Source organism: Streptomyces javensis, assembly GCF_039525925.1.
GTDB classification, from domain to species: Bacteria; Actinomycetota; Actinomycetes; order Streptomycetales; family Streptomycetaceae; genus Streptomyces; species Streptomyces asiaticus.
On the sequence record NZ_BAAAIF010000041.1, the window covers coordinates 33097 to 48699 of the forward strand.

Annotated in this window: 12 protein-coding genes; 3 read left to right on the top strand and 9 right to left on the bottom strand. The window is 72.0% G+C overall.

All coding sequences use genetic code 11. The features are described from left to right. Positions 1–292 precede the first annotated feature (292 nt). The gene (locus ABD329_RS30070) at positions 293–679 is read left to right on the top strand and encodes a VOC family protein (RefSeq protein ID WP_198277716.1); all 387 of its coding nucleotides are present in this window, start codon (positions 293–295) and stop codon (positions 677–679) included. 62 nt (positions 680–741) lie between these two features. Here ABD329_RS30070 and ABD329_RS30075 read toward each other — a convergent pair whose 3' ends face one another. Next, complete coding sequence (locus ABD329_RS30075) at positions 742–1539, bottom strand: S1 family peptidase (RefSeq protein WP_198277717.1); 798 nt, start codon at positions 1537–1539, stop codon at positions 742–744. A gap of 264 nt (positions 1540–1803) precedes the next feature. Between ABD329_RS30075 and ABD329_RS30080 the strand changes: the two genes are divergently transcribed. Both ABD329_RS30080 and ABD329_RS30085 read left to right on the top strand, forming a co-directional pair. Then, on the top strand, positions 1804–2691 hold the full coding sequence (locus ABD329_RS30080) for a hypothetical protein (RefSeq protein ID WP_198277718.1): 888 nt from the start codon (positions 1804–1806) through the stop codon (positions 2689–2691). Between the two features lie 127 nt (positions 2692–2818). Further along, the gene (locus tag ABD329_RS30085) at positions 2819–3292 is read left to right on the top strand and encodes a PPOX class F420-dependent oxidoreductase (protein WP_086883360.1); all 474 of its coding nucleotides are present in this window, start codon (positions 2819–2821) and stop codon (positions 3290–3292) included. Between the two features lie 16 nt (positions 3293–3308). On the opposite strand, the gene ABD329_RS30090 is transcribed toward ABD329_RS30085, so the two are convergent. From ABD329_RS30090 to ABD329_RS30125, 8 genes are all read right to left on the bottom strand, one after another. Beyond that, entirely contained in the window at positions 3309–4790 is a 1482-nt protein-coding gene (locus tag ABD329_RS30090) for a glycosyltransferase family 39 protein (protein ID WP_198277719.1), read from the bottom strand. Positions 4791–4867: 77 nt separating this feature from the next. Beyond that, on the bottom strand, positions 4868–5929 hold the full coding sequence (locus ABD329_RS30095; RefSeq protein ID WP_198277720.1) for a transporter: 1062 nt from the start codon (positions 5927–5929) through the stop codon (positions 4868–4870). Beyond that, the gene (locus ABD329_RS30100; protein WP_198277721.1) at positions 5926–6999 is read right to left on the bottom strand and encodes a translation initiation factor IF-2; all 1074 of its coding nucleotides are present in this window, start codon (positions 6997–6999) and stop codon (positions 5926–5928) included. The genes ABD329_RS30095 and ABD329_RS30100 overlap by 4 nt, the downstream gene beginning before the upstream one ends. Next, complete coding sequence (locus ABD329_RS30105) at positions 6996–7928, bottom strand: ABC transporter ATP-binding protein (protein WP_198277722.1); 933 nt, start codon at positions 7926–7928, stop codon at positions 6996–6998. The genes ABD329_RS30100 and ABD329_RS30105 overlap by 4 nt, the downstream gene beginning before the upstream one ends. Further along, entirely contained in the window at positions 7925–8356 is a 432-nt protein-coding gene (locus tag ABD329_RS30110; protein WP_198277723.1) for a GntR family transcriptional regulator, read from the bottom strand. Before ABD329_RS30110 ends, ABD329_RS30105 begins: the two co-directional genes overlap by 4 nt. 206 nt (positions 8357–8562) lie before the next feature. Next, positions 8563–10023 (bottom strand): glutamate synthase subunit beta, encoded by a 1461-nt coding sequence (locus ABD329_RS30115; RefSeq protein WP_198277724.1) that lies wholly within the window; start codon positions 10021–10023, stop codon positions 8563–8565. Continuing rightward, positions 10016–14566, bottom strand: a complete 4551-nt coding sequence (gltB, locus tag ABD329_RS30120; protein ID WP_198277725.1) for a glutamate synthase large subunit — start codon at positions 14564–14566, stop codon at positions 10016–10018. The genes ABD329_RS30115 and gltB overlap by 8 nt, the downstream gene beginning before the upstream one ends. A 301-nt stretch (positions 14567–14867) precedes the next feature. Next, entirely contained in the window at positions 14868–15599 is a 732-nt protein-coding gene (locus tag ABD329_RS30125) for a VIT1/CCC1 transporter family protein (protein WP_198277726.1), read from the bottom strand. Positions 15600–15603: the final 4 nt, after the last annotated feature.

A 15603-nucleotide genomic window follows, 5' to 3' on the forward strand; every position in this document is an offset into this window, starting at 1 on the left:
ACCGCAAGCCGGGGCTCCGCCCCAAACCCCGAACCAGGGCGGCTCCGCCCCGGGCCCGAGCCGGGACCCCGGCCCAGACCCCGAATCGGGGCTCCGCCCCGGGCCCCGAATCTGGGGCTCCGCCCCAAACCCCGAGCCAGGGCGGCTCCGCCCCGGGCCCCGAATCGGGGCTCCGCCCCAGACCCCAAGCCGGGACTCCGGCCCAGACCCCAAGCCGGGGCTCTGCCCCGGGGCCCGGGGGTTCCAGGGGCGAAGCCCCGCCGCGCGTGTGGATACCCCGTAGGGTCCCCACATGATCGCGACACTTCAGTGCACCGTCATCGACTGTCCCGACCCCGCCGCGCTGGCCGCCTTCTACGGCGGGATCCTGGGCTGGCGGCTGGATGACAGCGATCCCGAGTGGGCGACCCTTACGGCCGAGGACGGCCGCAAGCTGGCCTTCCAGCTGGCGCCGGACCACCGGCCGCCGCGCTGGCCGGATCCGGCCCACCCGCAGCAGGTCCATCTGGACTTCGACGTGGCGACGCGCGCGGACGCGGAGCGGGCGCAGCGGGAGCTGATCGAGCTCGGGGCGGTGTTCCTGCACGACAGCGGCGGGGAGCGTTCGGGGTTCCGGGTCTTCAACGATCCGGCCGGGCACCCGTTCTGCATCTGCTACGGACAGCTGGAACCGAGCTGACCGGGGCCGGCACGGTGGCCGGGCCCCGGTCAGTTCCCGTCGAAGGCGATGCTGAGGAGGGGTCAGCCGCCGAGCTGGGTCGCGCCCGCCTTGATGTCCTTGGCGAAGGTGCTCACCTCGGTGTAGACGCCGGGCTTACCGGGCCGTGCGCAGCCCTCGCCCCAGCTGACGATGCCGACCTGGATCCACTGGCCGCTGTCGTCCTTGCGGAACATCGGGCCGCCGGAGTCGCCCTGGCAGGTGTCCACGCCGCCCTCGGCCATCTTCCCGGCGCAGATCTCCTCGCCGGTGACGAGCTCGTCGTAGGCGGACTTGCAGGTGGCGTCGTCGACGAACGGCACGCTGGCCTTCAGCAGGTAGCGCTGCTGGCCGCCGCCCTCGACCGCGGCGCCCCAGCCGGCCACGGTGAAGTCGCCCTTGTTGTACGCCGTGGTCTCGGCGATCTTCAGGGTGGGCTGGTTGATCGGCTTGGCGAGCTTGATGAGCGCCCAGTCCTTGCCGGTGCCGTTGTAGCCCGGGGCCTGGAGCACCCGGGTGGACTTGACCTTGATGGCGCTCGAGCTCTGGAGGTCCACGACGCCCGCGGTGGCGGTGATGGAGGTGTTGGCGCCGGAGCCGTCCACGCAGTGGGCGGCGGTGAGGACGATGTCCTGGGTGTAGAGGGCGCCACCACAGCCCATGGACAGCCGGACCATGAAGGGGAATTCGCCCTGCGCGGCGCGGGTGCCGCCGACCACGGAGGGGCTCGGCTCGGGGCCGGTGGGCTGGGCGTTGGCGCTGCCGGGGGTGAGGCTGAAGGCGGCGAGGGCGACCGCACCGAGGGCCGAGGCTCTCTTGATGTGCTTCAGCGTGTTCCGCAACGGACTGTCCTTTCGTGGGGGGTTCGAGGCGCATGTCAGGCTCATGCCAAGTCGATCCGCGGCTCCGCCGCATGACGGAAATCCGGAAACCTCTCCGAAATCCCGTGGATGAGCCGGTAAAACGCCCTGTGATTATGTGGACCGGGTCAACGGGGTGACAAGGGTCGGTTTCAAGCCAGCGCGGCCTACCCACAGCCCCGCCGAACGACCGTAAGGTTGACCTGAGACAGGGCGCACGGCTGGCGACGGGCACGGGGTGACGGCGTGGCGGCACCGGGCAGCGACATCGAGCACGGCTTTCCCCACCTGGACACCGTCCGGGCCGCGATCACCGCGCTCTACCACCGCCTGTCCCGCGACACGGTGGACACCTTCGGACTCAGCGTGATCCCCGGCGATGTCGCCTTCGCCGACCAGGACGACCTCTACCTGGGCGTACAGCGGGTGGCCCGGGTCATGGTGCAGCACCTGCGGCTGCCGGACGCCCGGATGATCGTGAGCTTCCGGGAGATGCGGCACGCGGGGAACGTGGAGCTGGCCGCGGGCCCGGAGTACTTCATCGAGCTCAACTCCCGCTTCAAGACCCACCGTCGGGACATCGGCGCGGCCCTGGCCCATGAGGTCACGCATGTGTATCTGCACCGCCTGGACCTGTCGTTCCCCGGCACACGCGACAACGAGATCCTCACCGACACCACCGCCGCCTATCTCGGCACGGGCTGGTTGCTGCTCGACGCCTACCGCCAGGACTCGGTTTCCAGCCAGAAACTGGGCTATCTGACACCGGAGGAGTTCGGCTACGTCCTGGCCATGCGGGCGCTGCTCTTCGACGAGGACCCGTCCCCCTGGTTCACCTCTCCACAGGCGTACGAGGCGTACACCAAGGGGCTGGAGCTGGCCCGCCGCGAGCGGGCCCGGCCGCCGCTCACCGCCGCCGGCTGGACCGGCCGCCGCCGCTACGCCAAGGACCGCCGGGCGGCCCAGTCCGGCCACCCCTCCCCCACCGGAGGGGACTACGCCTTCGACACCGGCCCTCCGCTGAGCGTCTCGTTCCCCTGCCCGACCTGCCGTCAGCGCATCCGGGTCCCGGTGCGCGGGCGGCTGCGGGCCCGCTGCGGGCTGTGCCGCACGGTGCTTGAGTGCGACACCTGACCCAGCACCTGACCCAACACGTGGCGCGGCACCTGGCGCGGCACCCGGTGCGGCACACGACGCGGCGCCGGTCCGTGTCGGCGGCCGTAAGGCCTTGGAGTGCGCTCGACGTCGTACGCTCGCCTGCATGAGCCCCTCCATCGCCACCAACACCCAAGTCGGCCTCGACGAGCTGCTGGAGTTCGTACGCCCGCGCCACCGTGCGCTGCTGATGACCCGCCGGACGGATGGCTCGCCCCAGGCGTCCCCGCTGACCTGCGGAGTCGATGACTCCGGCCGGATCGTCATGTCCACCTATCCCGAGCGCGCCAAGGTGCGCAACGCCAAGCGCGACCCCGCCGTGAGCCTCGTCGTGCTGTCCGACGAATGGAACGGCCCGTGGGTGCAGATCGACGGCACCGCCGAGGTGATCGACACCCCGGAGTCCGTCGAGCCGCTGGTCGAGTACTACCGCAATATCGCGGGCGAGCACCCGGACTGGGACGAGTACCGCGAGGCCATGCGCAAGCAGGGCAAGTCGCTGATCCGGGTCACCCCCGAGCGCTGGGGCCCGGTGGCCACCGGCGGCTTCCCGGCCCGGCTGGTGGAGAACGAGGGCTGACGGCGCCCGGCGGCGTTCAGCACTTCCCCGCGCGCCCGTAGAGCACGATCCGCATCCCGGTGACGTCCCGGACGGCGCACCGGTGGAAGTGTTCCGCGAGCACCTCCCGTTTCGCCCGCTCCTGAGGGGTGGCGTCCAGCGGCTGGCCGGGCGGGTCGTTCACCGTGACGATCCGCCCGGCCGTCAGCATCCGGGCCCTGATCAGCGGTGCGGGCAGCTCGATGCCGTGCAGGGTGCCCGAGGGGATCGCGTGCCAGGCCAGCGCCAGCTCCCGCAGGCCCCGGAAGTCCCCCGGTCTTGACATGATCGGCTCCCGGCGCCGGGCGGGCATGAAGAGCACCCCGTCGCCGGGTCGGCTCAGCTCCCGTACGGCGCGCGCGGCCGCGAGGGTGTCGTCGAGCCGGCTCTGCGGGGTCCGCAGCTGGAGCGAGTACGGCAGCAGGGCCGCCACGGCGGCCACCGCCAGCCCCCCGGCCAGCGCCCGTGGGACGGCGACCGTACGCGCCAGCGCGTCCAGCCGGGCCCCGATCAGCAGCGCGAGACCGACGTAGGCGTAGAGCACATACCGGTCGACGTAGAGCGGATGGAGATACGACACCGCCAGCAGCGCGGCCGGTGGCAGGATCAGCAGCGCGAGCGCGAGGTCGCGCAGCGGGACGGGCCCGTGCGCGGGCAGCGGTCCCCGGGCGCAGCCGAGGCCCACCAGGGCGAGCGCGCCGAAGCCGAGCAGTTCGGGCGGGCCCGGCGCGGAGATCCAGCCGACCAGCGCCGCCTGCTGCTGACTGACGATCACCAGCGGCGCCAGCACCACGGCCACCACGGAGGCCGCCTGCGCCCACGCCCAGCCGAAGCGCGCGCCCACCCGGGCCCGGTACAGCGCGACGCCGTGCGCGGCGACGGCCAGGATCGCGAACTCGTGCAGCAGACAGGCCAGCGAGGCGACGGCGGCGTAGCCGATCCAGGTGCGCTTGCGAGGCCGGGCCACCGCGCTCAGCAGCAGATGGGTGGCCGCGACGACGGCGGCGCAGACCAGGGCGTACGACCGCCCCTCCTGTGCGTACCGCTGCACCGCGGGGGCCAGCGGGAAGACCAGCCCGGCGGCGAGTCCGGCGCGGGGCCCGGCGAGCCGCTGGCCGAGCAGTCCCACACCGGCGGCCGCGGCGGCCATGGCCAGCACGGAGGGGAGCCGGAGGGCGACGAGACCGCCGTCCCAGAGGGCGAAGACACCGTGCATGAACAGGTAGTACAGGCCGTGCACGACATCGGCGTCGCCGAGCAGGCGCAGGATCTCGCCCAGGCTCCGGTGGGCGACCTGATACGTCGTCGACTCGTCCCGCCACATGCTGTTCTCGCGGCGGATCCCCCACAGCCCGAGCGCCAGCGCCAGCCCGGCCGGGGCGAGCGCGACGCCGGCCGGGCCGGGGCGGCGGCGCACCGGGGGCGCCGGGTGGACGCGTGGGGCGCCCCGGGCGGTGTCGAGGGCGGGCGAGATGGCCATGGGAAAGGGGACTCCGATCGGAGCGGAAGGAGAAGAGCCGCGGGAAGGTGCGGAGCTGTCGTGGAACGGCGCGCCGGTCAGGCCCGTCTGCGCCCGATCCACCACACGCAGAACGCGGCGAGCGCGACGGCCACGGCCAGGCAGATCCCGGCCTGGATCCACTGCATGGGCCAGAAGTGGCCGATGGGGTGGTAGTCCTCGTACTCCTCGGCCAGCCGGCGGCGGTCGAGGCAGCGGAAGATGGCCGGCCACCCGCCGAGCCCCTTGCAGACCGCCCCGTCGACCCTGGCACCGGACCCGTCGAGATACCCCGAGCCGACGTACCACCCTCCGAACGGCGCCTCCGCGTGGACGTGGACGTCCGCCGTCACGGTGAGCCGGGGCATCAGATGCGGGCGCAGCTGCTGGAGGCCGTACACGACACCGGCGGTGACGGCGAGGGTGCAGGCCATGGCGGGCAGCGTCCGCCGGAGCAGCAGGCCGAAGGCCGTGCCGAGCAGGAGGGACAGCAGGGACAGCGCCACGAAGGCCGGACCCATCACGTCGAAGGGCAGGGTGTCGCCCCAGTGGACGTCCGGGAAGGTGCCGCGCACCGGCCACCACCACCAGGTGAACAGCGCGGCCAGCAGGGTGGTGGCGGCCAGGGTGGCGACGACGGGGAGGGCGAGCGTGGCGATGAGCCAGCGCACCCTGCCGATCGACTGGGACCAGACGAGCGCGGCGGTGCCGCTCTCGAATTCGCGCGCGATCAGCGGGGCGCCGACGAAGGCCCCGATGACGGCCGGGATCGCGAGCATCAGCCGTGCGGTGTCGAGCAGCGCCGCACGGTAGGTCTCCAGCCGGACGAACGCGTCGGACAGCCTGTCCGAGGACTCCAGGGGCGCCCCGTCGCAGTCGCGCCACAGCCGGCAGTCGGCGACGTCCCGGTCGTGGATCAGGGCGGCCATGCCGGTGCGCTGGTACACGAGGTATCCGGCGAGGGCGAGGATCAGCACGCCGCCCGTCACCAGGACGGTCCGCTGGCGGCGCCAGGCCAGCCAGAGCGCACCGCGCGGGCTCAGCGGGGAGCCGGTGTGCCGCGGCCTCGGCGGGGATCCGGTGTGCGGCGGGGCCAGGCGCGGGGCGGTTCCGGTCCTCACGCCGCCTCCTTCCCCGCGGGCCGCCGCCGGATCCACCACACGCAGAACGCGGCGAGCGCGACGGCCACGGCCAGGCAGATCCCGGCCTGCATCCACTGCATCGGCCAGTAGTGGCTCGCCGGGTGCAGCTCCTCGTACTGCCTGTCGGTGGCGCCGAACCGGGCGAGGCAGCGGTCCCAGCCGTCCTGGCCGATGGCCGACGAGCAGCGGTCCGAGGGGATCTTCGCCCCGGAGCGGGTCAGGAAGCCGTCGCCCATACCGCGCCAGGAGGTGAAGAAGACCTCGACGGGGGTGTGGACGAAGTCGCCACTGGCGTTGGAGACGACCGTGCGCGGGGTCATCAGATGGGGGCGCAGGGCGCCGAGCCCGTACTGGACACCGGCGGTGGCCCCCAGGGTGACGGCCATGGCGGGGACGGTGCGCCGCAGCAGCAGCCCTGCCGCCGCGCCCAGGAAGAAGGCCAGTGGGGCGAGGGCGACGGCCGCCGGGCCGGTCGCGTCGAACGGCACGGCGGTGCCCCAGGCGATGTCCTGGAACTGGGTCCGGGCCGCCCGCCACCACCAGGTGTAGAGGGCCGCGAGGACCGCGGTGCCGGCCGTGACGGCGACCAGGGGCAGGGCGAGTTTGGCGATCAGCCAGCGGGTCCGGCTGATGGACTGGGTCCACACCAACTGGTGGGTGCCCATCTCCAGTTCCCGGGCGAACAGGGGCGCGCCGATGAAGACGCCGATCAGCGCGGGCAGCGCGATGAGCAGCCGTCCGGTGTGGAGCAGCGGCGTGCGGTAGGTGTCGGTGAGGTGGCGGAGCGCGTCGATCGTCGGGTCGCCCCGCTCCAGCCGGGTCCGCCTGCCGTGGCAGAACCGCTTCCAGTCCGCGCAGCCCTCGATGTCGTGGGCCCGCAGATAGCCGACCATCCCGGCGCGCTGCCAGACGATGTACGCGGCGATCGCCACGAGCGCGGCGAGGCCGGCCCAGAGGGCGGCCCGGTGCTGCCGCGCCACCAGCCACACCAGCCCTCGGGTGCGGGGCCGGGCGCCGGCTGTGCCGAGCCGTATGCCGACCGAGCTCATGCCCCCACCTCCGTATCGGGTGTCCGCGTGCCGTCCGCGAGCAGCGGCGGGGCGTCGGGAGCGCGCAGATAGCCGAGCAGGACCTCTTCGAGGGAGGGTTCGGTGACGATCCAGCCGTCCTCGCCCGGGGTGCCCTCCGGGCGTATCAGCGCGGTGAGCTGACGGCCCGTCGTGCGGGTCTCGACCACGGTGTGGCGGGCGAGCGCGGCCGGTGTGCCGCCGCCGGTCTCGCTCGGGCCGGTGACGAGGCGGTGGGCGGCCTGGATCTCGTCCGCCCCGCCCGCCAGCCGGATCCGGCCGCCGCCCATCAGCAGCAGGTAGTCGCAGACTCCGTCGAGTTCGGCGAGCACATGGGTGGAGATGACCACGCCGGTGCCGCGCTCGGCGGCCTCGGCCATCAGCACGCCCATCATCCGGTGGCGGCGCAGCGGGTCCTGATCGGACATCGGCTCGTCCAGCAGGAGCAGATCGGCGCGTTTGCCGAGGGCGAGGGCGAGGGCCACACAGGTGCGCTGGCCGCCGGAGAGCGAGCCGACCCGGGCGGACAGCGGCACCTCGGCCTCCGCCACCACCCGCTCGGCGGCCCTCTGGTCCCAGCGGGGGTTGAGCTCCCGGCCCAGGCGCAGGGTGTCGGCGACGGAGAAGCGCGGGTAGAGCGGCTTGTCCTGGGCGACGAAGGCGACGCGCTCGCGGGCGGCGGGCGCGGAGGGCTCCTGGCCGAAGACCCGCAGCGTGCCGTTGGTCGGGGTCAGCAGTCCGGCGGCGAGGGACAGCAGGGTGCTCTTGCCGGAGCCGTTGGGGCCCACCAACGCGCAGATCCGTCCGGCGGGCAGATGGAAGGCGACATCTCTCAGGGCCCAGCCGCGCCGGTACGTCTTGCCCAGCCCGGACGCCTCCAGCGCGCCGGCCGCGTCGTTCTCGTCGGTCACCGGTTCTCACCGTCTTCCTCGTGGCCACGCTCGCTGAGGGTGGCGGTCTCGCCGAAGCGCTCTTCGAGGACCGAGGCCACCAGCGCCGTCACGTCCTCGCGGCCGAGCCCGGCGGCGCGGGCCCGGTCGGTCCAGTCGGCGAGCTCCGCGCGCAGCGGCGAGTCCGCGGCGGCGCCGGGCCGGGCCAGCGACCGGCGGACGAAGGTGCCGAGCCCCGGCCGGGGTTCGACCAGGCCCTCGCGCTCCAGCTCGCGGTACGCCTTCAGGACGGTGTTGGGGTTGATGGCGGTGGCCGCGACGACCTCCTTGGCCGTGGGCAGCCGGTCCCCGGGCTCCAGCAGTCCGAGGCGGAGCGCCTGTTTGGTCTGCTGGACGATCTGTAGATAGGTGGCGATGCCGCTGCGCCGGTCGATGCGGTACTCGACCATCCGTCCACCACCCTTTCACTAATCAGTTAGTGGAATGATGGTGGAGCGCGCCCGGGGCAATGTCAACTCCCGGGCGAGGGCCGACCGGTGAGCGAAGGGCGCAAACGCCACGCGGCGCCTTCCCCCGGTCGGGAGGGGGAGGCGCCGCGCGGCCGGTCCGTACGCCGTTGTACGGGCGGAGATCCGGGAAGGCCGGAAGACCGGGGTCAGACCATGAGGGCCCGGTCGGTGGGGCGGATCGGGGCGGGCAGCTCGCTGGCCCCGGCCAGATAGCGGTCCACCCCGCGCGCCGCGGAGCGGCCCTCGGCGATGGCCCAGACGATCAACGACTGGCCGCGGCCCGCGTCACCGGCCACGAAGACACCCGGCACATTGGTGGCGAAGTCGGCATCGCGCGCGACATTGCCGCGCTCGTCCAGCTCCAGGCCGAACTGCTCGACCAGGCCGTTCTTCTGGTCGGTGCCGGTGAAGCCCATGGCGAGGGTGACCAGCTGGGCCGGGATCTTCCGCTCGGTGCCCGGCTTCTGCTCCAGCTTGCCGTCCTTGAACTCCACCTCGATCAGGTGCAGCCACTGGACGTTGCCGTCCTCGTCGCCCTCGAAGTGGGTGGTGGAGACGGAGTAGATCCGCTCGCCGCCCTCCTCGTGCGCCGAGGTGACCTTGTAGAGCATCGGGAAGGTCGGCCAGGGCTGGCCCGCGTGCCGCTCCTCGCCCGGCTTGGGCATGATCTCCAGCTGGGTGACGGAGGCGGCGCCCTGCCGGTGGGCGGTGCCGACGCAGTCCGCGCCGGTGTCACCGCCGCCGATGACCACGACGTGCTTGCCCTCGGCGGTGATGGGGGACGTGGTGAGGTCGCCCTCCTGCACCTTGTTGGCGAGCGGCAGGTACTCCATCGCGAAGTGGATGCCGTTCAGCTCCCGGCCCGGGACCGGCAGATCGCGCGAGGTGGTGGCACCGGCCGCGATGACCACGGCGTCGTACCGCTTGCGCAGCTTGGCGGCGTCGATGTCGCGGCCGATCTCGGTCTCGGTGCGGAACTTGGTGCCCTCCGCGCGCATCTGCTCGATACGGCGGTTGATGTGCCGCTTCTCCATCTTGAACTCGGGGATGCCGTAGCGCAGCAGCCCGCCGATGCGGTCGGCCCGCTCATAGACGGCGACCGTGTGACCGGCCCGGGTCAGCTGCTGGGCGGCGGCCAGGCCCGCCGGGCCCGAGCCGATGACGGCGACGGTCTTGCCGCTGAGCCGCTCGGGCGGCTGCGGGGTGACATCACCGGCGTCCCACGCCTTGTCGATGATGGTGACCTCGACGTTCTTGATGGTCACCGCCGGCTGGTTGATGCCGAGCACACAGGCCGACTCGCACGGGGCGGGGCACAGCCGCCCGGTGAACTCCGGGAAGTTGTTGGTCGCGTGCAGCCGCTCGCTGGCCTCGCGCCAGTCCTCCCGGTAGGCGTAGTCGTTCCACTCGGGGATGAGGTTTCCGAGCGGACAGCCGTTGTGGCAGAACGGGATGCCGCAGTCCATGCACCGGCCGGCCTGCTTGCTGATGATCGGCAGCAGCGAGCCGGGGACGTAGACCTCGTTCCAGTCCTTGACGCGCTCCTCCACCGGACGGGTTTCGGCGACCTCGCGGTCAGTGCTCAGGAAGCCCTTGGGGTCAGCCATTGATCGCCGCCTCCATCATCTTCTCGTGGGTCTCGGACTCGGAGAGTCCGGCACGCTCGGCGGCGTCCTTGGCGGCGAGCACGGCCTGGTACGTAGCGGGGATGATCTTGGTGAAGCGGGTGCGGGCGGTCTCCCAGTCGTCGAGCAGCGCGCCCGCGACGGTGGAGCCGGTCTCCTCGTGGTGGCGGCGCACCGCGTCGTGCAGCCACCGCTGGTCGGTGTCGTCCAGCGTGCCGAGGGCATCCCGCAGATCGACGTTGACGTTGTCCGGGTCGAGGTCGATCACATACGCGATACCGCCGGACATCCCGGCCGCGAAGTTACGGCCGGTGGGGCCGAGGACGACCGCGTGACCGCCGGTCATGTACTCACAGCCGTGGTCGCCCACGCCCTCGGAGACGACCGTGGCGCCGGAGTTGCGGACGCAGAACCGCTCGCCGACCCGGCCGCGCAGGAACATCTCGCCACCGGTCGCGCCGTACGCGAGGGTGTTGCCCGCGATCGTCGAGTACTCGGCGAGGTGGTCCGCGCCCCGGTCCGGGCGGACGATCACGCGGCCGCCGGACAGGCCCTTGCCCACGTAGTCGTTGGCGTCGCCCTCCAGCCGCAGCGTGACACCGCGGGGCAGGAACGCGCCGAAGGACTGACCGGCCGAGCCGGTGAAGGTGATGTCGATGGTGTCCTCGGGCAGGCCCCCGCCACCGAAGGTACGGGTCACCTCATGGCCGAGCATGGTGCCGACGGTCCGGTTGATGTTGCGGATCGCGACCTGGGCGCGGACCGGCTCGGCGGCCTCGGCGCTCTCGGCGTTCAGCGCGTCGGCCGCCAGCTTGATCAGCTGGTTGTCGAGCGCCTTGGCCAGGCCGTGGTCCTGCTCGACCGCCTGGTGGCGGGCGGCGCCCTCGGGCAGCTCGGGCACGTACAGCAGCGGGGCGAGGTCCAGGCCGCGGGCCTTCCAGTGCTGGACGGCGCGGGTGGTGTCCAGCAGCTCGGCGTGGCCGATGGCCTCGTCCAGGGAGCGGAAGCCCAGCTCGGCGAGGAGCTCGCGGACCTCCTCGGCGATGAACTGGAAGAAGTTCACCACGAACTCGGCCTTGCCGCTGTAGCGCTCGCGCAGCACCGGGTTCTGGGTGGCGATGCCGACCGGGCAGGTGTCCAGGTGGCAGACGCGCATCATCACGCACCCGGAGACCACCAGCGGCGCGGTGGCGAAGCCGAACTCCTCGGCGCCGAGCAGCGCGGCGATCACCACGTCACGGCCGGTCTTCAGCTGGCCGTCGGTCTGCACCACGATGCGGTCGCGCAACCCGTTGAGCAGCAGCGTCTGCTGAGTCTCGGCGAGGCCGAGCTCCCAGGGGCCGCCCGCGTGCTTGAGCGAGGTGAGCGGCGAGGCGCCGGTGCCGCCGTCGTGGCCGGAGATCAGCACCACATCGGCATGGGCCTTGGAGACACCCGCGGCCACCGTGCCGACGCCGACCTCGGAGACCAGCTTGACGTGGATCCGGGCCCGCGGGTTGGCGTTCTTCAGATCGTGGATCAGCTGGGCGAGATCCTCGATCGAGTAGATGTCGTGGTGCGGCGGCGGGGAGATCAGGCCGACGCCCGGGGTGGAGTGCCGGGTCTTGGCCACCCACGGGTAGACCTTGTGGCCGGGCAGCTGGCCGCCCTCGCCGGGCTTGGCACCCTGCGCCATCTTGATCTGGATGTCATCGGAGTTGACCAGGTATTCGCTGGTCACACCGAAGCGGCCGGAGGCCACCTGCTTGATCGAGGAGCGCCGGGCGGGGTCGTGCAGCCGGTCGGAGTCCTCGCCGCCCTCACCGGTGTTCGACTTGCCGCCGAGCTGGTTCATGGCGATGGCGAGGGTCTCGTGCGCCTCCTGGGAGATGGAGCCGTACGACATGGCGCCGGTGGAGAACCGCTTGACGATCTCGCTGACCGGCTCGACCTCGTCGATCGGGATCGAGGGGCGCTCGCCCTTGAAGGAGAACAGACCGCGCAGCGTCATCAGCCGCTCGGACTGCTCGTTCACCCGCTCGGTGTACTTCTTGAAGATGTCGTAGCGGCGCGACCGGGTGGAGTGCTGGAGCCGGAAGACCGTCTCGGGGTCGAAGAGGTGCGGCTCGCCCTCGCGGCGCCACTGGTACTCGCCGCCGATCTCCAGCGTGCGGTGGGCGGAGGGGACGCCGGAGGCGGGGTACGCCTTGGCGTGGCGGGCGGCCACCTCCTTGGCGACCACGTCCAGACCCGCGCCGCCGATCTTGGTGGCGGTGCCGTGGAAGTAGGTGTCCACGAAGGACTCGTCCAGGCCGACGGCCTCGAAGACCTGCGCGCCCCGGTAGGAGGCCACGGTCGAGATGCCCATCTTGGACATGACCTTCAGGACGCCCTTGCCGAGCGCCTTGATGAGGTTCTTGATCGCGGTCTCGGCCTCGACACCGGGCAGGAAGGTGCCGGCCCGGACCAGGTCCTCGACCGACTCCATGGCCAGGTACGGGTTGACGGCCGCGGCGCCGTAGCCGATCAGCAGCGCGACATGGTGCACCTCGCGGACGTCGCCCGCCTCGACCAGCAGCCCCACCTGGGTGCGCTGCTTGGTGCCGATGAGGTGGTGGTGGACCGCGGAGGTGAGCAGCAGCGAGGGGATCGGGGCGTGCTCGGCGTCCGAGTGGCGGTCGGAGAGCACGATCAGCCGGGCGCCGTCCTCGATGGCGCGGTCGGCCTCGGCGCAGATCTCGTCCAGCCGGGCGGCGAGCGCCTGACCGCCGCCACCGACCCGGTACAGGCCCGAGAGGTTCGCCGCCTTGAGTCCTGGCATGTCCCCGTCGGCGTTGATGTGGATGAGCTTGGCCAGCTCATCGTTGTCGATCACCGGGAAGGGCAGGGTGACGCTGCGGCAGGAGGCCGCGGTCGGCTCCAGCAGATTGCCCTGCGGGCCCAGCGAGGAGATCAGCGAGGTGACCAGCTCCTCGCGGATCGCGTCCAGCGGCGGGTTGGTGACCTGCGCGAACAGCTGGGTGAAGTAGTCGAACAGCAGCCGCGGGCGCTCGGAGAGGGCGGCGATCGGCGAGTCGGTGCCCATCGAGCCGATCGGCTCGGCGCCGGCCTTGGCCATCGGCGCCAGCAGGACCCGCAGCTCCTCCTCGGTGTACCCGAAGGTCTGCTGGCGGCGGGTGACCGAGGCGTGGGTGTGCACGATGTGCTCGCGCTCGGGAAGGTCGGCCAGGTCGATCAGACCGGCCTCCAGCCACTCGCCGTACGGCTCCTCGGCGGCCAGCTCGGCCTTGATCTCGTGGTCCTCGATGATGCGGTGCTCGGCGGTGTCCACCAGGAACATCCGGCCCGGCTGGAGCCGGCCCTTGCGGACCACCTTGGCCGGGTCGATGTCCAGGACGCCGACCTCGGAGGAGAGCACGACCAGGCCGTCGTCGGTGACCCAGTAGCGCCCGGGCCGCAGACCGTTGCGGTCCAGCACGGCGCCGACCTGGGTGCCGTCGGTGAAGGTGACACAGGCCGGGCCGTCCCAGGGCTCCATCATCGTGGAGTGGTACTGGTAGAAGGCGCGCCGGGCCGGGTCCATGGAGGGGTGGTTCTCCCACGCCTCGGGGACCATCATCAGCACCGAGTGCGGCAGCGAACGGCCGCCGAGGTGGAGCAGCTCCAGGACCTCGTCGAAGGTCGCCGAGTCGGAGGCGTCCGGGGTGCAGACGGGGAAGATCCGCTCCAGGCCCTGCTCCCCGAAGAGGTCGCTGACCAGCTGGGACTCCCGGGCCCGCATCCAGTTGCGGTTGCCCTGGACGGTGTTGATCTCACCGTTGTGGGCGACGAAGCGGTACGGGTGGGCCAGCGGCCAGCTCGGGAAGGTGTTGGTGGAGAACCGGGAGTGGACCAGCGAGACGGCCGTGGCGAAGCGGCGGTCGGAGAGGTCCGGGAAGAACGGCTCCAGCTGACCGGTGGTCAGCATGCCCTTGTAGACCAGGGTGCGCGCGGACAGCGAGGGGAAGTAGACCCCCGCCTCGCGCTCGGCGCGCTTGCGCAGCATGAACGCCTTGCGGTCCAGGGCCACGCCGGTGCTGGTGCCGTCGGCGACGAAGAGCTGGCGGAAGGCGGGCATGGTGGCCCGGGCGCCGTTGCCCAGCAGCTCGGGGGCGACGGGCACCTCGCGCCAGCCGAGGACGGTCAGGCCCTCCTCGGCGGCGAGCCGCTCGATGTGCTCCGCGGCGGCCGCGCTCTCGGTCTCGCCCTCCGGGAGGAACGCGATGCCCACCGCGTAGGCACCGGCTTCGGGCAGCTCGAAGCCGGTCACAATGGCCCGCAGGAAGGCGTCCGGAACCTGGACGAGGATGCCCGCGCCATCGCCGGAGTCGGGCTCGGAACCGGTGGCGCCGCGGTGCTCGAGGTTCCTCAGCACGGTGAGAGCCTGCTCCACGAGCTCATGGCTGGCCTCGCCGGTGAGGGTCGCCACGAAGCCGACGCCACAGGCGTCGTGCTCATTGCGCGGGTCGTACATCCCTTGGCGGGCAGGGTGGGATGCGGAACGCATCGGCTCTCCCGTCGTCGTCATGGCATTGTGCGTGTGCCGAGGGACGACGTTGGCCCTCCGCGAGAATTTCGTGCAGGTTACATGATGGGGTGAATCTCGGGAAGCGGAAATTCCGTTCCATCATGCGGACACCCCAGCGGTGGGGTGAGGTGAGGCAGTACGGGCATTGGGGATGGGGCGACCGGCGTCGCCATGGCGCGGATCGGGCGACACTGCCCAAGCGCTTCGGGCTTATGCCCGCCCGTAAAAGGATCGAAACCGAGGAGTAACGGCGTGGTGATCGCGGCTCGCCGTATGACCGTCATCCTACGGCCGTTCCGAAGAAAGTGCCCAGGGCATAGGTCACACCCGCCGCCGCGCCACCCAGTGCCAGCTGCCGCAGCCCGCTGTACCACCAGCTGCGGGCGGTCACCCGCGCCACCACCGCACCGCAGCCGAAGAGCCCGATCAGCGCCAGCACCAGGGCCGGCCACAGCGCCGAGGCGCCCAGCAGATACGGCAGCACCGGCAGCAGCGCGCCCAGCGCGAAGGAGCCGAACGAGGAGACCGCCGCGACCAGCGGCGACGGCAGGTCGTCCGGGTCCACGCCCAGCTCCTCGCGGGCGTGGATCTCCAGCGCCTGCTCGGGGTCGCGGGAGAGCTGCTCGGCCACCTCACGGGCCAGGGCCGGCTCCACCCCGCGCGACTCGTAGAGCGCGGCCAGCTCCTCCAGCTCGTCCACCGGGTGCTTGCGCAGCTCGCGCCGCTCCACCTCCAGCTCGGCCTGGACCAGATCGCGCTGGGAGGCGACGGAGGTGTACTCACCGGCGGCCATCGAGAAGGCACCGGCCGCGAGGCCCGCGAGACCGGTGATCACGATCGTCTGCCGGTCCACCGCGCCACCGGCCACACCGGTCATCAACGCGAGGTTGGAGACCAGTCCGTCCATGGCCCCGAAGACGGCGGGGCGCAGCCAGCCGCCGTTCACATCACGGTGGGTGTGGTTGTCGCGGTGGGCGATGTGCGGTGGCTCCGCGCTGTCAATGACGGACATATGA